Source organism: Polaribacter sp. R77954 (assembly GCF_044595335.1).
In the GTDB taxonomy this organism is placed as follows: Bacteria; Bacteroidota; Bacteroidia; order Flavobacteriales; family Flavobacteriaceae; genus Polaribacter.
The window spans coordinates 2,466,504-2,491,215 of sequence record NZ_CP138992.1; the positions used below are offsets into that span (position 1 = coordinate 2,466,504).

Genomic DNA, 24,712 nt, shown 5'->3' on the forward strand with positions numbered 1-24,712 from the left:
CCCCAATAACACTAAATAGTAAAACTTACTACAAATTTGCCAATAATTAAAACTCAGAAAATTATGGCAAATCAAAAAATTACCCAAGTACACCACACAAATCAAGAAGACTTAACTGCGAGTATCTCAAAAGCAGTTGAAAAAATCTTTGATAGATTTAAAGAAAACTTTCAACCAAAAGAACCTACCATTTGGATTACCAGAAAAGAGGTGGGCGAAATTCTTTCAATATCACTTGTTAGCGTTGATATATGGACTAAAAAAGGCATACTCACAGCTTACAGGATTGGAAACAAAAAAAGATTTAAACGCGCCCAAGTAGAAAGTGCATTAACTAAAATCAACAATTAGTTATGGATAAATCAAAAAAAAAGGGCACTACAAGTAGCACCCAAGATTCGGTTAAAAATCTAACGCAAGATAATAAAATAGATGTAAATATTGAAGCTGGTTTTAGTTTAAATAGTCAAAAAGAAAACAAGACAGGCAATACTATTTTTCATATTACAGAAGATTATCTATCTGAAAACTACGACTTTCGTTTTAATGAAATTACCATTGATATAGAAACGAGTATTAAGAATGAAAATCAATGGAAAACATTAAATGAACACGCTCTATTTGTAGAACTAAAGAAAAAAGGGATTAATATTCCTATGAACTCTTTAATATCAATATTAAAATCAGATTTTCCTGAAAAATTTAATCCGATTAAAGATTACTTCAGCAACTTACCAAAATGGGACGGTAAAACAGATTACATCAGCGAGTTTCTAAATTACATTAAGCTAGCAGACGAAAACGAAAGAGAGGATTTTAATCATTCTTTCAAAAAATGGATTGTTAGAACTGTAAAGTGCGCAACTATTCCTGCATATTTTAACAAACAGGCTTTTATTTTAAGTGATGATGGGAATGCTCAAAACATTGGAAAAAGTTCTTGGTGTCGATATTTGTGTCCTCCAGAATTATCAAAATTTATTGCTGAAGATATTAGTAATGACAAAGATGCTCGAATATTATTATGTAAAAATTTCTTGATTAATTTAGACGAGTTAGCTGTTTTATCGAAACGAGAAATAAATCATTTAAAAGCTTTTTTCTCTAAAGAACAAATTAACGAAAGACTACCTTATGATAAGAAAAACTCAATTATCGATAGAGTTGCATCTTTTATAGGCTCTACTAATAAAAGCACCTTTTTACAGGATGAAACAGGCTCTGTTAGGTGGATCGTCTTTTCTGTTAGAAACGTTGATTGGAATTACAAGACAGATTTTAACATCGATAATCTTTGGATACAAGCACATGCATTATCAAAAGATAAAAATTTTAATGAAATTTTCAATCCACAAGATGTTATCGAAAATGAAAAGAGAAATGAAAAATACACAATTATGAGTCCAGAAAGAGAACTCATTAATAAATTTTTCAAAATACCTAAAAACACAACAGGAACGAATGTAACTTTCCTAACAGCAACAGAAGTTTTGGTTTCTATAAAAGCACAATCTTCTTTGCAAGGACTTCATTCTATAGGTGTTGGAAAAGCACTAAAAGCAATAGGTTTTGAAAGAGTTAAGCAGGCAGGAGTTTATGGTTATTTTGTAGAAAAAATAAATTCATCATTTGAAAATAGTTTTAAAGTTTCTTCAAATTAACCCTATCCTTATTACCTTAAAACTTAAAAACCACTACAACATTATATTTCTGTAGGTTATATCTTAAAAATCATTCTTACCTAAAGTTACCCAATGTTACCTCTGTTTAAAAAATTGGGTAAGAAAGGTAAGGTATTCATCATATAAAATTTAAAGCTATTACTGGGCTAGGTAATAGGGTAAGTAAAATAAGTAAAATGAAAAAAAAATCAATACTCGACATTCAAATAAGTTGCTTTGCCAGCTATTTAGCAACAGAATCAAAAAATATTAATTTATTAACTTGGTTAAGCTCGAAAAAATATTGTTCTGAAGTAGAGAAAATAAGAGCTACTAAAGATGAAAACTTAAAAAAGAATTTAAAATCTAAACTTCCCGCAATAACACCAAGCGGTTTATTCTCAAAAAGAAACTCAAAAAGTTTGATAACACATTCAGGATTTATGCAAATTGACATTGATTTTAAAGATAATACTCACATTAAAAATTATGGAGATTTAAAGCAACAAATTAGCAATATAAAAGAGGTTGCTTATTGTGGCTTATCAGTTTCTGGAAATGGTTATTGGGGTTTAATTCCGATAAGCGAACCAACAAAACATAAACAACATTTCGAAGCACTTTTATTAAAGTTTAAATATTTAGGAATTAATATTGATAAAAATTGCAAAGACGTTGCAAGACTTCGGGGTTATTCTTATGATAATGATGCTTATTTTAATCATTCAGCAGAAAAATTCAATCAAGTTTTAAAAGAAGAAAAGAAAAAACCCTTTTCTTATAATCATTTCGTTACAAACCATTCTGAATCGACAAAAAACAAAGTTGAAAAATGCATCAATTTAATTCAATCTAAAAGAATTGATATAACAGCTAGTTATGATAATTGGTTTTCTATTGGTTGCAGTATTGCTAATGAGTTTGGCGAAACAGGCAGAGTATATTTTCATATAATCAGTAGAATAAATGAGAAATACTCAGAAAAGGAAACCGACAAACAATACAGTCATTGTTTAAAAAACACTTATAATTACTCAATTGCTACACTCTACTACTATTGTAAATTAAACAATATCCATATATAAAATTAAAAACGAGCAAACATAAAGCAAACATTTTGCAAACCTATAGAATTGCCAAAACAAATACAAACACCTAAAAAACAACACTTTAAATACATCTACAAAAAACAAGCAAACATAAAACAACCGCTTTGCAAACATAAAGCCACACACAATATTATTAGAATTTTTCTTTAAATCAGCAAATAAATAGCAATAGCTCAAAAAATTATTAGAATTGTACTTTAAGTAAAACAGAACGATTTTAGTACCCTTTTAAAAATTAATATTCTATTTTTAAGGTTCAAATAAAAAGAGCTAATAAGAATGTCAGAAGACCACAAAAAACAACTCGAACAACAACTATGGAATATTGCCAATACTTTACGTGGCAAAATGAATGCAGATGAGTTTAGAGATTACATATTAGGTTTTATTTTCTATAAATATTTAGCAGAAAAAATGGAATTGTATGCTAACAACATCTTAAAACCAGATGGCATAAAATTTACAGATATAGATGAAAATACAGAAAACGGAAAAGAATATATAGAAGCCATTAGAGAAGATGCTCTTTTATCTTTAGGCTACTTTTTAAAACCAAGCGAATTATTTAGCGAAGTTGCCAAAAGAGGAAATAGCGATGTAGAAGATACACCTAATTTTATTTTAGAAGACTTACAAAGAATCTTAACCAACATTCAGCTTTCTACAATGGGAACTGATAGTGAAGATGATTTTGATAACCTCTTTGAAGATATGGATTTAAACTCTACCAAATTAGGGAAGAATCCAGAAGCAAGAAATGAAATTATTGCAAAAGTATTATCGCATTTAGATAAAATAGATTTTAAATTAGAAAACACAGAATTAGATGTTTTGGGTGATGCTTACGAATATTTAATAGGAAAATTTGCAAGTGGTGCAGGTAAAAAAGCAGGCGAATTTTATACACCACAAGAAGTAAGTATGGTGTTGGCAAAAATTGTAACTACAGGCAAAAGCAAATTAAAATCGGTGTACGACCCAACTTGTGGTTCTGGTTCACTTCTATTAAGAGTTGCTAAAGAAGTTAAAGAAGTTACCAATTTTTACGGACAAGAATTAAACAGAACAACATACAATTTAGCACGTATGAATATGATTTTGCACGACGTGCATTATCGTAAATTTGATATAAAACAAGAAGACACTTTAGAATACCCACAACATATAAACGAGCGTTTTGAAGCCATAGTTGCCAACCCACCTTTTTCTGCAAATTGGTCTGCAAACGCCTTATTTACCTCTGATGACAGATTTAGCCAATATGGAAAATTAGCACCCAAAAGTAAAGCAGATTTTGCCTTTGTACAACATATGATATATCATTTAGCAGACAATGGCACAATGGCTTTGGTGTTACCACATGGCGCATTATTTAGAGGTGGTGCAGAACAACATATAAGAAAATATTTAATAGAAGACCGTAATTATTTAGATGCTGTAATTGGTTTGCCTGCCAATATTTTTTATGGTACAAGCATACCCACTTGTATAATGGTTTTTAAAAAATGTAGAGAACACCCAGAAGATGTTTTGTTTATAGATGCAAGTACCCATTTTGAGAAAGTAAAAACACAAAACCAATTAAGTGAAAATGATATTGATAAAATTGTGTCTACTTATAGAGAACGTTTAGAAGAAGATAAATACAGTTATAAAGCCACACTTGCAGAAGTAGTAGAAAATGATTACAATTTAAACATACCACGTTATGTAGATACGTTTGAGGAAGAAGCGCAAATTGACATTGAAACTATAGCCACTGAAATACAAGGTTTAGATATAGAATTACAAGAAAACGAAACGTTAATTGCTTCTTTTTGTAAGGAATTAAAAATTAAAACTCCTTTTTAAAATGACTAAAGAAAAAAGGTTAGTTCCTAAATTACGTTTTAATAAGTTTAAAGAAAAAGGTGATTATAATAAAAAACTGTTTGCTGATATTTTTATATTTTCAACAGGTAAAAATATTAAACAAAATGAAGCTTCTCCAAGTTTTGAAACTCCCTGTGTAAGATATGGTGAGTTATATCATTTGTACAATGAAGTAATAGATAAAATTATTAATAAAACGAACCTAAAAAAAGAAGAACTACTTTTTAGTGAAGGAAATGAAATTTTACTACCATCTGCTGGAGAAGATCCTTTAGATATTAGTTCTGCATCTGCATTAACTATTGAAAATGTAGCTATTGGTAGAACTATAAACATATTAAAGCCTAAAAAAGAAAACACTTATTCTCAAGAATATGTTGCTTATTATATAAATAACAAGTTAAAAATTGAAATTGCCAAATTAGCTAAAGGAGTTAGTATAAGCAATGTATATAATTCTGATTTAAAACAATTAAAAATAAATCTACCTATTCTTTATGAACAACGAAAAGTAGCCAATTTTTTATCTTCAATAGACAAACAAATACAAATTTTAGAAAAAAAGAAAACAATTTTAGGACATTACAAAAAAGGTGTTTTGCAGAAAATATTTAAACAAGAATTAAGGTTTAAAGATGAAAATGGTAACCCTTTTCCTGATTGGAAGAAATCAACATTGGATAATATTTTAATTGAAGTCAATGATAAATCAACGACTTCAAATCAACACGCAATTTTATCCTCAACAGCTAAAGGTTTATTTAATCAAAGTGATTACTTTAATAGAGATATTGCAAGCAAAAATAATGCTGGTTATAAAATAATAAAACGATACCAATTAGTTTTTAGTCCTCAAAATTTATGGATGGGAAATATTAATATTAATTGTGATTTTGAAATTGGTATTGTATCTCCATCATATAAAATCTTCGATTTCAATAAAAGCCTTACCTCATTCAGTTTTTGTAAGTATTTACTTTTTACAAACAGAATGCTTTATGAATACTCACAAGCTTCTGAACAAGGTGCAAGCGTTGTAAGAAGAAATTTAGATATGTCATCTTTTAAGGCTATAACAATAAAATTACCCACTAAAGAAGAACAAATTAAAATTGCTAATTTCTTATCAACAATCGATAAAAACATCGCAATTGTAAACCAAAAAATTGCACAAACAAAAACATATAAAAAAGGGTTGTTGCAACAAATGTTTGTTTAAAAGAAGTTGACAAATATATCTATGGAACTAATTTTATACAGAGGAATACAAGTTGAGAAAGAAAAATTCGAAGAGATTCGTAAAAGTATTATAACAGATGGATTAATTTTTAACAACAATTTTACCGATAAAATTTATGATATAAAATATAAACATAAAAGCCTCAAAACTCAGGAAATAATTTCAAGAAAAAATGATATTGAAACTTCAAATCAAATTCCTGTATTATGTTTTGGAGATGAAACATGTGCGAAAATTTATGCTTTGAGAAATTTAAAAGATAAAAAAACACTTATAATAAAAGCTAAAATTAATATAGAAAATGTAGTTATTGACAGTAGAGATTTTTTGTTCAAAATTCTGAGTAATTTTAAAAACCTAAAGAATGAAAAAAAAATTACAATAATTGAAAACATGAAAAAGGTATTTGGAGCCGAAGTAGAAGAATATTTCACTAAAATTAACTCACAAACAGAACTTGATAAAATATTCGCAATTGGAGATTTAATTTGTAATGACAAAACAATAATGTTGAATTATTATTGCAATAAACTGACATTAAAAGGTGGTTATAAAACAAAAACTAAACATTCATTTTTTGTTACTTCGTCCATTGCAAAAGATAAAATACAAGAGGTTTATACTGTAAAAGAAAATTTTGAGCCCCCTAATACAGACATTGACTTTAAAACTTTATTATAAGAGAGAAAATAAAACAATAACATTGTGCTTCACTAAAAAAACAATGACAAGAAAAAAGCAGAGAGTTCTCCAACATATGATGGAAGACAAGTCTTATGAAATAATAAAAAAACAAATACCAAAACATTGGGTAATTCGTGAATTTAACAGACCCGATTATGGTATTGATTTAGTCATTGAACTTTTTGAAATCGTTGATCAAGATATTGCTGAAACATTAGGGGAATTCATCTATGTACAAGTGAAATCTGTGAAACACTTAAAAAGTAAAGTCAAGAAAATATTTGAAGTAGGAAATGTTGCTAAAGGAGTTTGGAAAGAAAATAGAAAAATATACACCAAAACTGAAGTTATAAAATATCCATTTGACACTAACTCTATTTATACATTCCAATGTTTGGGAGGAAGTGTTTCAGTATTACTTTTCGTAGTTGACATAAAAAGTGAAGAGGTTTATTTCATATCTCTTAATGATTACATTGATAAAATAATACTACCAAAGACACCAAACTATACCGAACAAAAATCATTAACTATTACAATTCCTACTTTAAACAAATTATCTAATCAACATATCACAAATAATGCATTTAAATTTTATGGTAAAAGGGCAAAATTACTTGCTTTATTTTCAAAGACATCTTACCAAAAAAATGAAGTAAATCACTTGTTTAACAAGAAGGATTATCCTGTATGGACTTATAGAGATGAAAATGAAAAAAATAAAAAATATGAAAAAGACGAAATCAAAAATCAACTATTGTATTTTATTTCTCAAATAGAAGACCTTGACGTTTGGGAACACAATGAATGGATTGTACTACCACAAGCAAAAAAAGATATTTTAATTGTTAAAGAAATATTGTTAAAAGATGATATAGAATGGACAGAACTTAGAGATAAAGTAATTGTTTTATGGCATCAATTGAGTAATCTAGGTACAATGTATGAAGACATTTGTCGCGAATGGTATTTGCCTAAAATTTTAGGTCTTATATCTTCATATCCTACGATTCCTGAAATCTTTGAAGAAAAATAAAGTGCATTTGTGTTTAAACGAAAAGTCTGTGAATATTAATTAAATTAGCAAATTAACCGAAATAATAGTGCTTAATAACTGCCCTACGTTTTTTATACGAACCGTTAAAAATAGAAGATTATGAACTTTGAAGTGTATTGTGATGAAAGTGGCTTAGAAGCTTTAACTCATAAAGAAGCACACCTTTATACTGCAATTGGTGGCATTTGGATGCCTGCTGATTATAGAGATATTTTCAAAGAACATATGAATGTTATAAAAGAAAAACATAATGTTTATGGAGAATTAAAATGGAATAAAGTTTCTCCTAAATTTTATAATTTATACGAAGAAATTTTAGACTACTTTTTTCAAACAGAACAATTGCGTTTTAGAACAATATTAGTAGAATCAGACAAAGTAGATAATTATGTTTTTAATAATAAAGATATAGAACTTGGTTTTTATAAATTTTATTACCAATTATTACATCATTGGATTTTTGATTACAATAATTACAACATATTTGTAGATTTAAAAATTAATAGAGATAAAAATCGTTTAAAATCGCTTCGTAACTCATTAGATTATTCAAATCTTACTTCTGGTATTCCACAAGTACAAGGCTTACCTTCAGAACAATCTTTAGGTATTCAATTAGCAGATATTCTTACAGGGTTAACCAATGCAAAATTTAATAAAGAAATTACAAGCACAGCAAAAATTGGTTTAATAACTCATATAGAAAACACATATTTAGGTAATACAATTGCACCAACTCCAAAATGGGAAGAGAAGTTTAATGTATTTAAAATTAATCTTCAAGGTGGTTGGTAATGGCGTATAAAAAAATTAAATCCTATAAGTTTACAGAAGCAGAATTAAGAGAAATCTGGTCTGTAGAATATTGTAATCAACCAATTATAACTTTTGATAATATAGAAGTAAAATTCTTCTCATCTATGTTTGACCATTGTTTTTATGAAAGCCATAGCAGAAAAGAAAAAGATAAATCTATCCTATCATTAAACAGATTAGAAAAAATTTATTGGATAAAAGATACTTTATTAGATCCAGCTTCGATTAGAAAAAAAGGTTGGGATAGAAATAAAAAAACTTACACGGATTCTAGTAGAGTAAATTTAGTAAAGGGTAACTATATAGTAGTGATTAAAATTTTCGCTAAAAACAAAGCAAGATTTATTACAGCTTATGAAGTAAATAGTGATGAAAATTTAAAGAAAATTAAAAACAGTCCAGATTGGGCATAAAAAAAACGTTGATTAGCTGGTTCAACGTTTAAGACCTTTGTAAATTCCTTACCAAAGGTAAAGAACAGCACAAATATATAATATTATTTGAGTTATTAACAATATTAGTGCCATTATTAACAAAATAATAATGTTTGTCCTTATGTTTTAAAAAAGCTAAAAAAGAAATGAGTACACAATCAGAACAAGTATTAGAAAATAAATTAGTTGCACAATTAGTTACATTAGGTTACGAAAAAGTAGTTGTAGAAGATGAAAAAGCATTAGTTATAAATCTTAAAAAACAATTAGAAAAACACAATAAAATTCAATTTTCAGAAAAAGAGTTTGAGCGTGTTTTAAATATTTTAAGCAAAGGTTCTGTATTCGAGAAATCTAAAACATTAAGAGAAAAACAACATATTGTTAGAGATAATGGAGATAATTTGTATTTCGAGTTTCTAAATACCAATCATTGGTGTCAAAATCAATATCAAGTAACACATCAAGTAACAATAGAAGGCGCATACAAAAATAGATATGATGTTACTTTATTAGTAAATGGTTTGCCTTTAATTCAAATAGAATTAAAACGTAGAGGATTGGAAATGAAAGAAGCTTTCAATCAAATTAATCGTTATCAAAGACATTCATTTGGTGCTAAATCTGCCTTATTTCAATACGTTCAAATCTTTGTTATTAGTAATGGTGTCAACACAAAATACTATGCTAATAATAAAAATCAATCTTTTAAGCAAACTTTCTTCTGGACAGATAAAAACAACAAACGTTTAACAAACATCTTAAACGGATTTACAAGTGAATTTTTAGAGCCTTGTCATATCTCTAAAATGATATGTAAATATATTGTGCTAAATGAAACGCATAAAATATTAATGGTATTAAGACCTTATCAATTTTATGCAGTAGAAGCAATTATAGACCAAGTAAAAAATTCAAATAACAATGGGTATATATGGCATACTACAGGTTCTGGTAAAACATTAACTTCTTTTAAAGCAAGTCAAATTATTATGAATATGCCACAAGTAAAAAAAGTGGTGTTTGTTGTAGATAGAAAAGATTTAGATTATCAGACAACAAAAGAGTTTAATAGTTTTAGTAAAGGTTCTATAGATGGAACAGACAATACAAAAGCATTAGTAAAACAATTTTCTAACGATACAAAGTTAATAGTTACTACCATTCAAAAACTAAATACTGCCATTAGTAAAAATCAGTATTTAAGTAAAATGGAAAAACTACAAGATGAAAGAATTGTTTTCATTTTTGATGAATGTCATAGAAGTCAATTTGGCGATACACATAATCGTATCAAAGCATTTTTTAAGAACAATCAACTATTTGGTTTTACAGGAACCCCAATATTTGCAGACAATGCCGTTAAAAACGAATTAGGCAAAAGAACTACGAAAGAATTATTTGGAGAATCTTTGCATAAATATGTAATTACAGATGCCATTAAAGATGAAAATGTTTTAAAATTTGCCATTGAATATGTAGGTAAATACAAACAAAAAGAAGATGCAGAAACCAATGTAGATATAGAGGTTGAAGATATAGACACAAAGGAGTTGATGGAATCTCCAAAACGTTTGGATAAAATTGCAGATTATATTTTAGCACATCATAAACGTAAAACTCACAATAAAGAATTTACAGGAATGTTCTGTGTAAGTAGTGTAAAAACCTTAATTAAATATTACGATTTATTCCAGAAGAAAAAAGAAGAAGGTAAACACAATTTAAAAATTGCTACCATTTTTAGCTATGTTGCTAACGAAGAAGATGCAGATGCAAATGGTTTTATTCCAGAAGAAGTTTCTGTGGTCGAAGAATCGCCTGCTTTGTATGGAATGAATAAACATAGTAGAGAAAGTTTAGATGAATATATCAGTAATTATAATGATATGTTTAACACAAATTTCTCTACTAAAGACAGTCAATCTTTCTACAATTATTACAATGATATTTCTAAAAAAGTTAAAGAACGTAAAATTGATATTCTATTAGTAGTAAATATGTTTTTAACAGGTTTTGATAGTCCTGGTTTAAATACTTTATATGTAGATAAAAATTTAAAATATCATGGTTTAATACAAGCCTATTCAAGAACAAACAGAATAATTAACGAGCAAAAATCACAAGGAAATATAGTAGCATTTCGCAATCTAAAAAAGGCAACAGATCAAGCAATTACATTGTTTAGTAATAAAGAAGCAATAGAGGTTATTATAATGAAACCTATTGAAGATTATGTACAACAATTTAATGATGCTTTTACAAACCTTATAAAAGTTACACCAACTGTAAATAGTGTTAATGATTTAGTAAGCGAGGAAGATGAATTAGAATTTATAAAGGCATTTAGAAACTTAATGCGTATTAAAAATATCTTAACCTCTTTTGCTGATTTTACTTGGGAAGATTTAGCAATGGAAAGTCAACAATTTGAAGATTACAAAAGCAAATATCTTGACTTACATGATAAGGTTAAAAGTGATACACAAAAAGAAAAAGTTTCCATTCTTGATGATGTTGATTTTGAATTAGAATTAATTCATAGAGATGAAATAAATGTAAATTACATTTTAAAGTTATTAGGTATTTTAAAAGAAAGTAAAAAAGAAGAGAAAGCAAAAAAGCAAAAAGAGATTCTCGATTTAATGGCAGGTGAAGCGCACTTAAGAAGCAAAAGAGAACTTATAGAACGATTTATATTAGACAATTTACCAAAAATAGAAGATACAGAAACAATTCCAGAAGAATTTGAAAGATATTGGAACGAAGAGCAACAGAAGGCTTTTAACAGTTTGGTAATAGAAGAAAAATTAGAGAAAACAAAAACACAAAAACTAATTGAAGATTATCTTTTCGCTGAAAGAGAGCCATTAAGAGAAGAAGTTTTGGATTTAATAGAAGGGGAAAAACCATCTGTACTAAAAAGAAAAAAGGTTGGCGATAACTTAATTAGAAAAATAATTGGCTTTGTAGAAACCTTTGTTAATGGTTTTGATGGGTAAAAAAAATCAAAATACCGACACAATTACCGACACAAATATTTTAAATAAAAACAAAAAACACTCAAAATCAATAGATTAAGAGTGTTTAAAGTGGTCCCACATGGACTCGAACCATGGACCACCTGATTATGAGTCAGGTGCTCTAACCAACTGAGCTATAGGACCTATAATTTTGGTTTGCAAATGTACTATTAATTTTAAATTATTTGCAAATAAATTTAGAATTTATTGAAGCCTAAATTTATTTTTTATCAGAAACTACAATTTCTACACAATTCCTTTAGCAAATGCCAAAAGAACTTCACTTCATTACACAGTTCTATTCATCAACCACAAACCAAAATTCTTTAAATTTTGTTTATTTGCTTCGCTAATATGCATTTTTAGTAAAGTATTAAACGCTTTTTCTGTATAAGTTTCTATTTGCTGTTTAATTAAAATAGGAATATCGTTCAATTCAAATATTCTAGTTACTTCTGTAATTTTAATTGAATTATCTTTTAATTTTTTTCTATAAAAATAGGCTAGTTTCTGCTGATCATCTTCATTAGCAACCTCTAAAGCCTTTAAGTATAGGTACGTTTTTTTATTTTCTATAATATCACCACCAATCTGTTTCCCAAAAGTATCAGGATCTCCAAACGTATCTAAATAATCGTCTTGTAATTGAAAAGCCAAACCTAAATTTAAACCAAAATCATATATTAAGTCAGCATTTTTATCTTTAGTTTCTGCTACAATTGCGCCCATTTTTAAAGCAGCTGCTACTAAAACCGATGTTTTTAATCGAATCATATTGATATATTCATCAATAGTAACATCATTTCTAGTTTCAAAATCAACATCTAATTGTTGACCATCACAAACCTCTAAAGCTGTTTTACTGAATAATTTTGCCAATTTGTGAAATACATCAGGTGCGTAATTCTCAAAATATTGATACGCTAAAATTAGCATTGCATCACCAGAAAGAATCCCAGTATTAATATCCCATTTTTCATGAACCGTTGGTTTTCCTCTTCTTAAAGGCGCATCATCCATTATATCATCATGCACCAAAGTAAAGTTATGAAAAACCTCAATTGCCAAAGCTGCTGGTAATGCTTCTTGGTAATCTTTACCAAAAATATCTGCAGCCATTAACGCTAAAACTGGTCTTATTCTTTTACCTCCTAACTGTAAAATATAATCTACAGGTTCGTACAAATTTTTAGGTTCTTGAACCCATTTTTTTGATGTTAAGTATTTTAAAAACGCTTGCTGATAATGTAAAATATCCAAATGTGTAATTTTTTGTAAAAATACAGTAAACCATTTTTATTTTTTTAACGAAATGTTAAAAAAACATTAAAACTTTGGAAACTTTTTTTGTTTCTATAGTTTCCTGTTGTACTTTTGCCGAGAATTATGAGACAAAAGATTTTAGAAAAATCAAATGAACTATTCTTAAACTTGGGTTTTAAGAGTGTTACTATGGATGAAATTGCGAGTGCTTTAGGGGTTTCTAAAAAAACAATTTACAAGTACTTTAAAAATAAAACTGAATTGGTAGATGCTGTTACTAAGCATACTTTTTGTGTAATTTCTGATGGTATTGATAAAATTTGTGCTTTAAAAGAAAACCCTATAGATGAGCTTTTTTATATTAAAGAATTTGTAATGACGCATTTAAAAGACGAAAAATCTTCTCCTCAATATCAACTTCAAAAATATTATCCTAAAATATATGAATCGTTAAAACAAAAACAGTTTCATATTATGCAAGGTTGTATTGTTGAAAATCTAAAATATGGTGTTGAGTTAAAAGTGTATCGAAAAAACATCGATTTTGAATTTATATCGCGCATTTATTTTAATGGAATGACCAGCATAAAAAATAAAGATTTATTTCCACTAAAAAATTACTCTATGAAAACAATAATGAATTATTACTTAGAATATCACTTAAGAGGTATTTGCACAGCAAAAGGAATACAACAACTAGAACACCAATTAAAAAACAACCAATTATAAATGAAGAAATACATATACATCATTTCTTTTTTTGCATTTTCATTAACGCTAAATGCGCAAGAAAAACCTATGGAATTCTCTTTAAACGAAGCCATAAAGTTTGCGTTAACCAATAGTTATAATGCTAAAGCTGCAGAAAACGATATTAAAATTGCCAAAGAAACCGTTTGGGAAACTACCACAATTGGATTGCCACAAATTAATGGAAGCATAGATTATCAAAATTTCATTAAACAACCTATAAGTGTTGCTGATATTAATGGTGATGGCGTAAACGAAGAATTTATATTTGGTACAAAACAAAACGTAAATGCTTCAGTAACTTTAACGCAATTGCTTTTCGACGGTTCTTACTTAGTAGGTTTACAGGCATCTAAAACCTTTCTAAAAATTTCTCAACAAGCCAAAGAAAAAACAGAACTACTTACTAGAGAAGCTGTTATTAATGCTTACGGAAACATTTTGGTTACCGAAAAAAGTCTTGAAATTCTTAGAAGAAACCAACAAGTAAATGACAAAATTCTTAAAGAAACTAAGGTTGCCTATGAAAACGGCTTGACAGAGCAAGAAAATGTAGAGCAGTTTGAAATTATTAAGGGAAACTTAGAAAATAACGTTAAGGCTTCTGAAAGGTTACAAAGCATTGCTTATAAAATGCTAAATATTGCTTTAGGAAATCCTATTAATACTCAAATTGTGTTAACAGATACGCTTGAATCTTTAGTTTTAGCAAATACAGATTTAAAACTACTAGTTCAAGAATTTAATATTGATAATCATATCGATTTTAAAATTGCTGAGAACGATAGAGAAACAAAACGTTTAATGGTACAACTAGAAAAAAGTAAAAATTTACCAAGTTTAAGTGCTTTTGTAAATTACGGTACACAAGCTTTCTCTAACAGTTTTACATTTTTTAAAGGCGAACAACGTTGGTTTCAATCCTCATTATTAGGCATTAGTTTAAACGTACCAATTTTTAGTAGTTTTGGCAGAAAAGCAAAAACGGCGCAAGCAAAATTTGCATTAGAAACTGCAGATATTCGTTTAGAAGAAACCAAACAAAAACTAAGTTTAGCTGCTCAAAGTGCAAAAAGCGATTATCAATTAAGTATCGATAATTACCAAACTGCACAAAAAAACCTAAATCTTGCTGAAAGAATTGAGAAAAAACAGCAAATAAAATTCAACGAGGGGATAACAACAAGTTTCGATTTACTACAAGCTCAAAATCAACTATACTCTCAGCAAAATGCTTACGTGCAAGCCATGTTAAACATTATTGCTAAAAAAGCAACTTTAGAAAACGCCTTAAATATTCCAATTAAATAACCAAACCAGAAATGAGAAAAATATATTCACTACTACTAGCACTATTCATTTTATCTTCTTGTGGAGGAGATAAGAAAGAGCAATCTATAGAGGAAATAATTGCTACTAATAACCTAAAACAGATTAGAACCAAAAAATCTGAATTGGATAAAAAAATACAAGAAATTTCTGATCATATAAAACTATTAAATACAGAAATCGAAAAGTTAGACACACTTAAAAGAGTGCCTTTAGTAACTGCTTTTAAAGCTAAAAATGAAGTGTTTACCCATTATTTAGAATTACAAGGTAATGTAAAAACAAAACAAAACGTTTTAATTTATCCAGAAATCGCAGGAAGGCTAGAAAAGGTTTATGTAAAAGAAGGGCAAAACGTTACAAAAGGGCAGGCTTTGGCTAAAATTGATGATAGTGGTATGGCACAACAAGTAGCGCAATTAGAGGCTACCACAGCTTTTGCAAAAACTACTTTTGAACGTCAACAAAGATTGTGGGACGAAAAAATTGGTTCAGAAATTCAATTCTTACAAGCTAAAACCAATTACGAAGCTCAAAAAAATGCTTTGGCGCAATTAAAAAAACAGTTTGATAAAACTACCATTAGAGCACCTTTTTCAGGTATTATAGATGATGTTATAAAAGATCAAGGAACAGTTGTTTCTCCTGGTCCTGGAGCAGAAGTTTTTAGAATTGTAAATTTAGGAAACATGTTTATAGAGGCTGATGTGCCAGAAACCTACATTTCTAGTATTACTTCTGGTAAATCTGTAGCAATTAATTTTCCTGTTTTGGGTAAAACTTTAACTACCAAAGTGCGTCAAACAGGTAATTTTATCAATCCTGCAAATAGAACTTTTAGTATAGAAGTGGGTGTGCCAAATCAAGATAGAAGTATCAAACCAAACTTAACTGCAAAATTAAAAATTAACGATTACTTAAATCCAGAGGCAATATTAATTCCACAGAGCATCATTTCAGAAAATGCAGAAGGCAAACAATATGTATATGTAGTTAAAAATATTAAAGGTGATAAAGGTATTGCTACTCAAGTTGTTGTAAAAACTGGAAAAACCCAAGGAGACATTATTGAAATTTTAAGCGGTGTAAATGTTGGAGACTATTTGATAGAAGCTGGTGCAAGAACTGTAAAAGATGGGCAAGAAGTAAAGATTAGTCGTTAATGATTAAGCTCTAAAAACTAGATATTTATGCAGAAAATCAAAAGTATATTTCTGTTGATGAACATCAACAATTTAAAGAAAAATTAACTGAATTATCAAAAATGATATCAGGTTTAAGAAAATATTTAAAAACAATGGTCTTAATTAACTCACGTCTAAAAACCATCGTCTAAAAACCATCAACTAATGACTAATAATAAAAAAACCGATAAAGAATTTAAGCTTTCATCGTGGGCAATTAATAACAAAACCACCATGTATGTAGCTATCTTTTTGATTCTTGTACTTGGAATTTCTGCATATTTTAATATGCCTAGAGAAGATTTCCCAGAAATTAAAGAAACCAAAATTTACATCAGTACCTTATATCCTGGTAACACAGCAGAAGATATAGAAAAACTAATTACAGACCCGCTTGAAGATCAATTAAAAGGCTTGAGTGGTGTTGTAGAAATCACCTCAACGTCTCAAGAAGATTACTCTATGATTATCGTAGAATTTGATGATGATATGGATGTTGAAGTTGCCAAACAACGTGTAAAAGACAAACTAGATACTGAAAAAGCAGGCGAAGATTGGCCAACATTTAATGGTGCAAAAGTAGATCCTAATGCCTTTGATTTAAGTATTTCTGAAGAAGTACCATTTTTGAATATTAATATTTCTGGTGATTATACTCTTCAAAAATTAAAAGAATTTGCAGAGTATTTACAAGATGATATTGAAGATTTAACAGAAGTTAAACAAGCAGATATTAGAGGGGTTCAAGACAGAGAAGTTGAAATTGCTGTAGACATTTATAAAATGATGGCTATGGAAGTAAGTTTTAACGATATTGTTGGTGCAATACAAAATGGAAATATTACCTCTTCTGCTGGTAATTTAATTGCGAGCGGACAAAGAAGAACCATTAGAATTTTAGGTGAAATTAACAAACCTTCTGAGCTTGAAGATTTTGTAATTAAATCTGAAAAAGGTAATGCAATCTACTTAAAAGATATTGCTACTGTTAGTTTTAGAGAAAAAGACAAAACAACTTTTGCCAGAAAAGATGGTAAACAAGTAGTAATGTTAGATGTTAAAAAACGTGCTGGTAAAAATATGGTGGCTGCTGCAGACGAAATTAAAATTTTGGTAGATAATGCCATTAAAGAATATTTTCCACCAGATTTAGAAGTAAGTATCACTAACGATTTATCTGACAAAACCATTGGTCAAGTAGATGATTTGGTAAACAACATCATCTTCGGGATCATCTTAGTAGTAACCGTTTTAATGTTCTTTTTAGGCTTTAAAAACGCATTATTTGTTGGTTTTGCTATACCAATGTCTATGTTTATGTCTTTAATGATCCTTGGTGCAATGGGCTACACCTTAAATACCATGATTCTCTTTGGGCTAATTATGGGGCTTGGAATGCTGGTTGATAACGGAATTGTAGTCGTAGAAAACGTGTATCGTTTAATGGATGAAGAAGGCTTAACCAGAATTGAAGCGGCTAAAAAAGGAATTGGTGAAATTGCATATCCTATTATTATATCTACAGTAACTACAGTTGCAGCCTTTGTTCCCTTAGGTTTATGGCCAGGTCTTTTTGGTCAGTTTATGATCTATTTCCCTATTACACTTTCGGTTGTACTTGGTTCATCTTTAGTAGTTGCCATTTTCTTTAACTCTGTTTTGGTATCCCAATTTATGACTACAGAAGATAAAGATATGCCACTAAAAAGAATCATAACCCTTTCATCTATCATTGGTGGAATTGGCCTATTAATTCTTGTTTTTGGTGGCGAATTTAGAGGTTTAGGTTCAGTAATGGTTTTTACAGCAATTATGTTATGGGTATATAGATTCATTTTAAGAAAAGCAGCAAATTACTTTCAAAGAAATACATTAGTTTGGTTAGAAAATGCTTACGAAACAACGTTAAAAACAGCCTTAAAAGGATGGAAACCCATTGCAATTACTATTGGTACATTTATTCTTTTATTTATGGCTTTTGGTGGTTTTGGATGGTCTGTAGGAACGCAAAGAACCAAAATTGAATTCTTTCCAGATAACAAACCAAACCAAGTTGTAGTGTATATAGAATATCCTCAAGGAACAGACATTTACCAAACCAACAAAATTACCAAAGAAATTGAGCAACGTGTATATGGTATTTTAAACCAAAGCCTTTATATGGAAGGCGATCGTAACTTTATGGTAGAAAGTTCTGTTTCTCAAGTAGGTGAAGGTGCTGGAAATCCGCAAACAGATGGGGGTTCTGCTGCAGAAATGCCACATAAAGGGAAAATCACGGCTTCAATGCGTCAATACAAATACAGAAATGGTTTAGACAGTGAAGAGTTAAGACAAAAAGTACAAGAAGCTTTAACTGGTGTCTATCCAGGTGTTTTAATTTCTGTTGAAAAAGATGCCAATGGTCCACCAACTGGAGCACCAATTAACATTGAATTAGAAGGTGATGATTATGAAGAATTAATTGCAACCGCAGAAAAAATGCGTGCTTATGTAAATACCAGAAATGTACCTGGGGTTGACGAGTTAAAGATTGATGTAAACAAAGATAAACCATCAATGAAAGTGATTGTAGATCGTAAAAAAGCAGGTGAATTGGGAGTTGCAACTGGTCAAGTTGGGCAACAATTACGTAATGCAATTTTTGGTGCAAAAGCAGGTATTTATAAAGAAGATGGAGATGATTACGACATTAATGTGCGTTTTAAAGAGGATATTAGATACAACAAAAGTGCGTTATTCAATCAAAAAATAACATTTAGAGACAATACAGGTCAAGTAAAAGCTGTACCAATATCTGCAGTGGCTAAACAAAGTAACAGTTCTGGTTTTAGCGCAATTAAACATAGAGACACAAAACGCGTAGTTACTGTATATTCTCAATTGGCACCTGGTTATGTTGATGCTGCTGCAGTGGTAAATCAAATTCGTGAAGAAATGAAAAACTTCACAGATAAACCTGCAAATATTAAAATTGATTATACTGGACAAATTGAAGAACAAAACAAACAGCAAGCTTTTTTAGGTGGAGCATTCTTTAAAGGTTTAGCATTGATTTTCTTTATTTTGATTTTCCAATTCAACTCGGTTTCTAAACCAGGAATTATAATGATTGCCATCTTCTTAAGCTTTATTGGTGTTTTTGGCGGAATTGTAATCACTGGATCATCTTTTGTAATTATGATGACCATGATGGGTATCATATCGCTTGCAGGAATTGTAGTAAACAATGGTGTGGTACTCTTAGATTATACACAGCTTTTAATTGATAGAAAAAAGGAAGCATTAGGTTTAGGACAAAACGAATATTTACCAAAAGAAGATCTTTTTGAAAGTGTTGTAAAAGCGGGTAAAGCACGTTTAAGACCTGTTTTATTAACCGCAATTACCACAATACTAGGGTTAATACCATTAGCCATTGGTTTAAATATCGATTTCTTTTCTCTTTTTAGTGAATTTGATCCTAAAATTTATATGGGGGGTGATAATGTAATTTTCTGGGGACCTTTAGCTTGGACCGTTATTTACGGCCTGTTTGTAGCAACATTTTTAACTTTAGTGGTAGTACCTATTTTATTCTACTTAATTACACAATTTAAAATGTGGTTGAAAGGAAATAAAAGTGATAAACAATTAGAGTTAGATGAACAAATTCAAGAAATAGGATAAATAAAATAAATTGCAAAAAAAAGGGTTAGCTTTATCAAAATGCTAACCCTTTTTTATTATTAATACCATGTAAAACCTACATTTTTTTAGTAGTAATAATAATTACACCATTTGGTGCATTATACAACTTCAAAGCATTCTTGCCTTTTACAATCTCTACTTTTTCAATTTTATTAGAACTTAAAGTATCTAATATACTTTTATTAACAACTTTTCCGTCAAGAATTACCCTTGGATGCTGTTTATTATCTATTTTATGTTTTTGTGTTACATCAATATTAGAAAAATCGAGTTGATCTGCTCCTTTTGTTTTTATCAAAATAACACCATTTGGTGCATCGTACTTTTTAATTGCTTCTTTGCCTTTTACAACAAAAACTGAAGCTATTTTGCTTTGATCAATTAGTTCCATAGGAAAATCGAATACCTTACCATCTACAATAATCTTTGGTTTTGCACCCTTTTTTAATTGTATTAATAAACTTTCCTTATCAGTTTTTTTTACTAGTGTAGCACTTGTTTTAGGATTACCATTTTGTTGGGCATGAGCTATTGAAATTGAGCACAACATTAAAACTGCTACCATTATTTTTTTTTTCATTTTTTTAAATATTTAGATATGAATAAATTTTTTAATTCGTTTTTGTATACACAATAATTAAATCGTTTTCTAAGATTTTTTTATAGATTTTCTGCTCTTTATTTTTATCTACAAACATCTTTTTAGCTTCTTCTAACAATGCAGATTTTTCACTTTCAGACATTTCATCTGTGTATGTATTATACACAAACACCGAAAATAACAAGACTAAAAAAGCAGCCACAGCCCATAAACTAACGTTAAATGTATGAGGCGTTTTTGTTTTTTCTTCAAATGATACCCACAATTTATCATTTAAGTTTTCAGGAATTTTATTTTGGTTTTGTTTCACAAAAAAAGACCATTTTTTGAAGGGTTTGTCCATTTTTTGAATACTGCAAAACAACTTTTTTTCTTCTTCTAAAGAAGATGCTCCAGCTTTGTATTTTTTAAGGATATTTTTAATAGTTTCCTCGTTCATAATGGTATGTTTTTTCTAAAGATATTCCTATAAACTTTCTTGCTCTAGACACCAAAACACGAACATGCTCAATTTTAAGTTCTAGTGCATCTGCAATCTCTTTAAATTCATAACCATCAATATCTCGCAGTATAAAAACCTCTTGTTGTTGTTCTGGTAATTCTGTTAAAATTTCTTGAATAATTTCATTCAGTTCTTGCCATTCTAAGCTAGTATTTTCGTTTGCTGCTTGTATCACTTTAAAATGAGTTTCATTCGCTACAAAACGTGGTTTTTTTCGTAAAATATCGATACAATAATTACGAGCTGTTAAAAAAACCAAACCTTTTATATTAGGATGTTTTGCAACTTTGTGTCGTTTTTGCCAGAGTTTTAGCATTATTTCCTGGATGGCATCTTCTGCATTTTGGCTGCCCAACATTCTTGCCACCAATGGATAAATACGTTCTGATAATGAAAATATAGTGTGTTTAAACTCTTGCTTGGTCATTCTTTTTATATAACGTGAAAATGTGAATTTTTATAACAGAGAATTTTAGTTTTCTCTAAAATAAAATCTGCTCACGCACTAAAGGAATCATAAATTAAAAACCTTTATTAACTCAAATCTTTTATTAAAGAAAATGAAGATAAATTATAAGACAAATAAAACCGGGAAGAATAACCCAAAATATTAGCAAAAGAAATACTTACATTTCATATTAAAACATATTTACTGATCCCATAATTATCTTGAATATTTATCCATAATCCATTGTAATAAACTTAAAATACTGTTTGCATCTAACCTAAAGGCTAATATTACAAAGATTATTAAATAAATATGCTTCAAGTAAGTTTAATTAAAGGTATTTTTAAATGTTGGTTTCTATTTTTACTCATTGTTTGTTATTTCTTATTTGTATAACTCAATATTGTATTTATTGTTACTTTATTAATAAATAACTGAAATACAGGGCGTTAAAAACAATTTAGATTTGTCAACTTTTTTGATTTAAATTTGGAATCCAAACCAAATAAAAAAATGAGTTTAATAGAATTCAAATCAAAATTAAAAGATAATCCAACTTCAATTGTTTTTGCAGAAACCATGCAAGTCATAGAAGACAATTATATTTTTACGCCAACAGCATTTACAAATGGACACATTAAAAATGCAATAGGAGAAAATTCAGGTTCTTGTAAATTATTCGCTTTTGCAAAAACGCAAAAACTTACTAAAAAGGAAACTCTTTTCTGTTTTGGCGAACATTATCAAAATGTTTTAGGTGATAAAAACGGAACTTCTCATCAAAATATCAGAAATTTTATGCAAACTGGTTTTGAAGGTTTATCTTTCGAAAATGATGCATTAGCGTTAAAAAAGTAAATGCAAAAACCCTCTGCTATCATCTTTAAAATAAAGTTATGTTTAAAAATTTTACCTACTTTTTATTAATCTCTTTGGTATTTAGCAATTGTAAAACTGAAAAACCTGAAGTTTTATCAACAGCCAATTATGCAGATGTCATCAACAAAGAGTTTACAGGAGATTTGGCTTTTGAAACTACGTCTTTTGTAGAAAAATATTGGCGAGTTGTGGGCAATACTGGCTTTAATAAAAGTATTTATAAAATTGAAGAGCAACTTGTAAAAGCAGGTTATATTTTAGAAGAAAATGCTACTGAAAATGATGTTTTAACCTACAGAATAGAAAAGCGTCCGCTTAAAAAACCTACTTGGGAAGCTGTAAATGCTTCCATAGAATTTGAAGGAGTAAAAGAAGAACCGCTACTATCTCATGCTACCAACAGAAATATGATTGCGTTAAATTCTTACAGTACACCAAAAGAAGGAATTACTGCTGAAGTTGTGTACATAAAAGATGTAAAAAATATATCAAAAATAGATGTAAAAGGAAAAATTGTTTTTGCGGAAACTAGTCCATACCGAATTTATAAAGCTGCCATTGTTGATGGAAAAGCAGCCGGAATTTTAACCTACTGTAATCCTGATTATTTACAACCCGAAAAGAATACAACTTCTATTCAGTTTCGTTCCATTCCTCATGATTCTATTCGTAAACCTTGGGCAATTGCCATGTCTTATGCAGCAAAAGAACGTTTAAAGAAATCTTTAGAAAAAGGAAAAACCGTTTTAAATGTAAAGATTAAAACAAATATTTATCCATCAGAAGAATTGACTATTGTTGCTGATGTAAAAGGAACTGAAAACCCACAAGAACGTTTGGTTTTTAGTGCGCACGTACAAGAACCAGGTGCAAATGATAATGCTACAGGAGTGGGTGTTGCCTTAGAAATGGCAGCATTAACAGCTAAATTTATCCAACAAAAAGAATATCAACCGAAAAGAACGTTAACCTTTTTGTGGGGTGATGAAATTATATCTACCAGAAGATATGTGCAAGAAGATTCTATAAGAGCTAAAAACATAAAATGGGGAATTTCTTTAGATATGGTTGGCGAAGACACCGAAAAAACGGGAGGCACTTTCTTAATCGAAAAAATGCCAGATCCAAGTGCCATTTGGACACGTGGAAATGACAAACATTCAGAATGGGGAGGTTCTAAAATGCGTTTAGACCAAATGAAACCTCATTATTTAAACGATTTTTTAATCGATAAATTCAAAGCGCAAGGCAAAAGAGCCAATTGGGTGGTTGCTACAAATCCGTTTGAAGGTGGTAGTGATCACGTGCCGTTTTTAAGAGCAGATATACCAAGTGTATTGTTTTGGCATTTTACAGATCAATTTTATCATACAGATAATGACAGAATTGATAAGGTTTCTAAAACTACTTTAAAAAATGTGGGAAAAACTGCTTTAATATCAGCTTACACTTTACTAAATGCAGATGAAAAAACAGCAGTTTCTATTTTATCTGATTTAGAAAAATCGGCAATAGCACGTTTGAATGAAGAATTGAAACAAAGTAAAATTGCGTTGAATAAAGGGGATGCTTTAGCTTCACAAATCGAAATTATTGAAGCGTGGAAAAATTGGTACAAGCAATCTTTTACAACCACTTTTGATCTAGTATCTGACAAAAAAATGATTCAAAAAGAAGTTGAAAATAGTCAACAATTAATAGATTCCATTTCATCGACCATAATTGAAAAATTAAAACAAGAATAAGCATTAAATACAATGGCAAAATCTGATAATTTTTTTGAACGAGTTTACGTTGTTGCGCGTCAAATTCCTTTTGGTAGAGTAACCAGTTATGGAGCTATTGCTACCTATTTAGGCGCTGCAAGATCTGCAAGAATGGTAGGTTGGGCAATGAATAATTCGCATACCCAAGAAGAAACAGTGCCTGCACACAGAGTAGTAAACAAAAAAGGTTTATTAACAGGTAAACATCATTTTGATGGAACTAATTTAATGCAACAATTGTTAGAAAGTGAAGGTATAAAAGTGATTGATAATCAAATTCAAGATTTAGAAACTATTTTTTGGAATCCAAGTGACCATTTATCCTAATATTTCCTAATTTTATAAAAATTTACAAAAATCAATAAGCGTAATTTGTAAAATTAGTGTAAAAAAACAGTCCATAA

General features: G+C 29.2%; 21 protein-coding genes and 1 tRNA gene. 17 read left to right on the forward strand and 5 right to left on the reverse strand.

Annotated features, from left to right (window positions below):
- Nucleotides 1-63 precede the first annotated feature (63 nt).
- The 10 genes from SJY27_RS10720 to SJY27_RS10765 all read left to right on the forward strand — a co-directional run bounded on the left by SJY27_RS10720 (nucleotide 64) and on the right by SJY27_RS10765 (nucleotide 11,875).
- Nucleotides 64-351, forward strand: a complete 288-nt coding sequence (locus tag SJY27_RS10720) for a DNA-binding protein (RefSeq protein ID WP_397444834.1) — start codon at nucleotides 64-66, stop codon at nucleotides 349-351.
- Between the two features lie 2 nt (nucleotides 352-353).
- The gene (locus SJY27_RS10725) at nucleotides 354-1,661 is read left to right on the forward strand and encodes a VapE domain-containing protein (RefSeq protein WP_397444835.1); all 1,308 of its coding nucleotides are present in this window, start codon (nucleotides 354-356) and stop codon (nucleotides 1,659-1,661) included.
- 197 nt (nucleotides 1,662-1,858) lie between these two features.
- Nucleotides 1,859-2,746, forward strand: a complete 888-nt coding sequence (locus tag SJY27_RS10730; RefSeq protein WP_397444836.1) for a BT4734/BF3469 family protein — start codon at nucleotides 1,859-1,861, stop codon at nucleotides 2,744-2,746.
- A 303-nt stretch (nucleotides 2,747-3,049) separates the two neighbouring features.
- The gene (locus tag SJY27_RS10735) at nucleotides 3,050-4,621 is read left to right on the forward strand and encodes a type I restriction-modification system subunit M (RefSeq protein ID WP_397444837.1); all 1,572 of its coding nucleotides are present in this window, start codon (nucleotides 3,050-3,052) and stop codon (nucleotides 4,619-4,621) included.
- A 1-nt stretch (nucleotide 4,622) separates the two neighbouring features.
- Nucleotides 4,623-5,861 (forward strand): restriction endonuclease subunit S, encoded by a 1,239-nt coding sequence (locus tag SJY27_RS10740; protein ID WP_397444838.1) that lies wholly within the window; start codon nucleotides 4,623-4,625, stop codon nucleotides 5,859-5,861.
- A gap of 21 nt (nucleotides 5,862-5,882) precedes the next feature.
- Nucleotides 5,883-6,563: a hypothetical protein gene (locus SJY27_RS10745; RefSeq protein ID WP_397444839.1), complete on the forward strand. Its 681-nt coding sequence runs from the start codon at nucleotides 5,883-5,885 to the stop codon at nucleotides 6,561-6,563.
- 43 nt (nucleotides 6,564-6,606) lie between these two features.
- Entirely contained in the window at nucleotides 6,607-7,602 is a 996-nt protein-coding gene (locus SJY27_RS10750; RefSeq protein ID WP_397444840.1) for a DUF4365 domain-containing protein, read from the forward strand.
- Between the two features lie 120 nt (nucleotides 7,603-7,722).
- Nucleotides 7,723-8,418, forward strand: a complete 696-nt coding sequence (locus SJY27_RS10755; protein ID WP_397444841.1) for a DUF3800 domain-containing protein — start codon at nucleotides 7,723-7,725, stop codon at nucleotides 8,416-8,418.
- The gene (locus tag SJY27_RS10760) at nucleotides 8,418-8,852 is read left to right on the forward strand and encodes a hypothetical protein (RefSeq protein WP_397444842.1); all 435 of its coding nucleotides are present in this window, start codon (nucleotides 8,418-8,420) and stop codon (nucleotides 8,850-8,852) included. Before SJY27_RS10755 ends, SJY27_RS10760 begins: the two co-directional genes overlap by 1 nt.
- 167 nt (nucleotides 8,853-9,019) lie before the next feature.
- A complete protein-coding gene (locus SJY27_RS10765; RefSeq protein WP_397444843.1) occupies nucleotides 9,020-11,875 on the forward strand; it encodes a type I restriction endonuclease subunit R in 2,856 nt (951 codons plus the stop codon).
- 91 nt (nucleotides 11,876-11,966) lie between these two features.
- Here the strand turns inward: SJY27_RS10765 and SJY27_RS10770 are convergent.
- Together SJY27_RS10770 and SJY27_RS10775 are read right to left on the reverse strand one after the other, a co-directional pair.
- A tRNA-Ile gene (locus tag SJY27_RS10770) sits at nucleotides 11,967-12,040 on the reverse strand.
- A gap of 144 nt (nucleotides 12,041-12,184) precedes the next feature.
- Nucleotides 12,185-13,156: a polyprenyl synthetase family protein gene (locus SJY27_RS10775; RefSeq protein ID WP_397444844.1), complete on the reverse strand. Its 972-nt coding sequence runs from the start codon at nucleotides 13,154-13,156 to the stop codon at nucleotides 12,185-12,187.
- 126 nt (nucleotides 13,157-13,282) lie between these two features.
- On the opposite strand from SJY27_RS10775, the gene SJY27_RS10780 reads away from it, so the two are divergent.
- From SJY27_RS10780 to SJY27_RS10795, 4 genes are all read left to right on the forward strand, one after another.
- Nucleotides 13,283-13,888: a TetR/AcrR family transcriptional regulator gene (locus SJY27_RS10780; protein ID WP_397444845.1), complete on the forward strand. Its 606-nt coding sequence runs from the start codon at nucleotides 13,283-13,285 to the stop codon at nucleotides 13,886-13,888.
- Nucleotides 13,889-15,220 (forward strand): TolC family protein, encoded by a 1,332-nt coding sequence (locus SJY27_RS10785; RefSeq protein ID WP_397444846.1) that lies wholly within the window; start codon nucleotides 13,889-13,891, stop codon nucleotides 15,218-15,220.
- 11 nt (nucleotides 15,221-15,231) lie between these two features.
- Nucleotides 15,232-16,401, forward strand: a complete 1,170-nt coding sequence (locus SJY27_RS10790; protein WP_397444847.1) for an efflux RND transporter periplasmic adaptor subunit — start codon at nucleotides 15,232-15,234, stop codon at nucleotides 16,399-16,401.
- Between the two features lie 186 nt (nucleotides 16,402-16,587).
- A complete protein-coding gene (locus SJY27_RS10795) occupies nucleotides 16,588-20,091 on the forward strand; it encodes an efflux RND transporter permease subunit (protein WP_397444848.1) in 3,504 nt (1,167 codons plus the stop codon).
- Between the two features lie 76 nt (nucleotides 20,092-20,167).
- Here the strand turns inward: SJY27_RS10795 and SJY27_RS10800 are convergent, their stop codons facing one another.
- Genes SJY27_RS10800 through SJY27_RS10810 form a run of 3 tightly spaced genes read right to left on the reverse strand, consistent with a single transcriptional unit; the run spans nucleotide 20,168 to nucleotide 21,642 of the window.
- Complete coding sequence (locus SJY27_RS10800) at nucleotides 20,168-20,692, reverse strand: hypothetical protein (RefSeq protein WP_397444849.1); 525 nt, start codon at nucleotides 20,690-20,692, stop codon at nucleotides 20,168-20,170.
- A 31-nt stretch (nucleotides 20,693-20,723) separates the two neighbouring features.
- Entirely contained in the window at nucleotides 20,724-21,152 is a 429-nt protein-coding gene (locus SJY27_RS10805; RefSeq protein ID WP_397444850.1) for a hypothetical protein, read from the reverse strand.
- A complete protein-coding gene (locus SJY27_RS10810; RefSeq protein ID WP_397444851.1) occupies nucleotides 21,133-21,642 on the reverse strand; it encodes an RNA polymerase sigma factor in 510 nt (169 codons plus the stop codon). The genes SJY27_RS10805 and SJY27_RS10810 overlap by 20 nt, the downstream gene beginning before the upstream one ends.
- Before the next feature lie 534 nt (nucleotides 21,643-22,176).
- Between SJY27_RS10810 and SJY27_RS10815 the strand changes: the two genes are divergently transcribed.
- From SJY27_RS10815 to SJY27_RS10825, 3 genes are read left to right on the forward strand one after another with little or no spacing between them, the layout of a single operon-like run.
- Nucleotides 22,177-22,521, forward strand: coding sequence for a HopJ type III effector protein (locus tag SJY27_RS10815; RefSeq protein WP_397444852.1), 345 nt, complete (start codon nucleotides 22,177-22,179; stop codon nucleotides 22,519-22,521).
- 38 nt (nucleotides 22,522-22,559) lie between these two features.
- Nucleotides 22,560-24,287, forward strand: coding sequence for a M28 family peptidase (locus tag SJY27_RS10820; RefSeq protein WP_397444853.1), 1,728 nt, complete (start codon nucleotides 22,560-22,562; stop codon nucleotides 24,285-24,287).
- Nucleotides 24,288-24,299: 12 nt separating this feature from the next.
- On the forward strand, nucleotides 24,300-24,635 hold the full coding sequence (locus SJY27_RS10825; protein ID WP_397444854.1) for an MGMT family protein: 336 nt from the start codon (nucleotides 24,300-24,302) through the stop codon (nucleotides 24,633-24,635).
- Nucleotides 24,636-24,712 lie beyond the last annotated feature (77 nt).

Excerpts from the sequence above, each read along its gene's own strand:
- SJY27_RS10785 (WP_397444846.1), top strand. The coding sequence starts at position 13,889 with ATGAAGAAATACATATACATCATTTCTTTTTTTGCATTTTCATTAACG.
- SJY27_RS10740 (WP_397444838.1), top strand. The coding sequence starts at position 4,623 with ATGACTAAAGAAAAAAGGTTAGTTCCTAAATTACGTTTTAATAAGTTT.
- SJY27_RS10765 (WP_397444843.1), top strand. The coding sequence starts at position 9,020 with ATGAGTACACAATCAGAACAAGTATTAGAAAATAAATTAGTTGCACAA.
- SJY27_RS10745 (WP_397444839.1), top strand. The coding sequence starts at position 5,883 with ATGGAACTAATTTTATACAGAGGAATACAAGTTGAGAAAGAAAAATTC.
- SJY27_RS10795 (WP_397444848.1), top strand. The coding sequence starts at position 16,588 with ATGACTAATAATAAAAAAACCGATAAAGAATTTAAGCTTTCATCGTGG.
- SJY27_RS10720 (WP_397444834.1), top strand. The coding sequence starts at position 64 with ATGGCAAATCAAAAAATTACCCAAGTACACCACACAAATCAAGAAGAC.
- SJY27_RS10735 (WP_397444837.1), top strand. The coding sequence starts at position 3,050 with ATGTCAGAAGACCACAAAAAACAACTCGAACAACAACTATGGAATATT.
- SJY27_RS10805 (WP_397444850.1), bottom strand. The coding sequence starts at position 21,152 with ATGAACGAGGAAACTATTAAAAATATCCTTAAAAAATACAAAGCTGGA.
- SJY27_RS10730 (WP_397444836.1), top strand. The coding sequence starts at position 1,859 with ATGAAAAAAAAATCAATACTCGACATTCAAATAAGTTGCTTTGCCAGC.
- SJY27_RS10815 (WP_397444852.1), top strand. The coding sequence starts at position 22,177 with ATGAGTTTAATAGAATTCAAATCAAAATTAAAAGATAATCCAACTTCA.
- SJY27_RS10825 (WP_397444854.1), top strand. The coding sequence starts at position 24,300 with ATGGCAAAATCTGATAATTTTTTTGAACGAGTTTACGTTGTTGCGCGT.
- SJY27_RS10820 (WP_397444853.1), top strand. The coding sequence starts at position 22,560 with ATGTTTAAAAATTTTACCTACTTTTTATTAATCTCTTTGGTATTTAGC.
- SJY27_RS10810 (WP_397444851.1), bottom strand. The coding sequence starts at position 21,642 with ATGACCAAGCAAGAGTTTAAACACACTATATTTTCATTATCAGAACGT.
- SJY27_RS10780 (WP_397444845.1), top strand. The coding sequence starts at position 13,283 with ATGAGACAAAAGATTTTAGAAAAATCAAATGAACTATTCTTAAACTTG.
- SJY27_RS10755 (WP_397444841.1), top strand. The coding sequence starts at position 7,723 with ATGAACTTTGAAGTGTATTGTGATGAAAGTGGCTTAGAAGCTTTAACT.
- SJY27_RS10790 (WP_397444847.1), top strand. The coding sequence starts at position 15,232 with ATGAGAAAAATATATTCACTACTACTAGCACTATTCATTTTATCTTCT.
- SJY27_RS10760 (WP_397444842.1), top strand. The coding sequence starts at position 8,418 with ATGGCGTATAAAAAAATTAAATCCTATAAGTTTACAGAAGCAGAATTA.
- SJY27_RS10750 (WP_397444840.1), top strand. The coding sequence starts at position 6,607 with ATGACAAGAAAAAAGCAGAGAGTTCTCCAACATATGATGGAAGACAAG.
- SJY27_RS10725 (WP_397444835.1), top strand. The coding sequence starts at position 354 with ATGGATAAATCAAAAAAAAAGGGCACTACAAGTAGCACCCAAGATTCG.
- SJY27_RS10800 (WP_397444849.1), bottom strand. The coding sequence starts at position 20,692 with ATGAAAAAAAAAATAATGGTAGCAGTTTTAATGTTGTGCTCAATTTCA.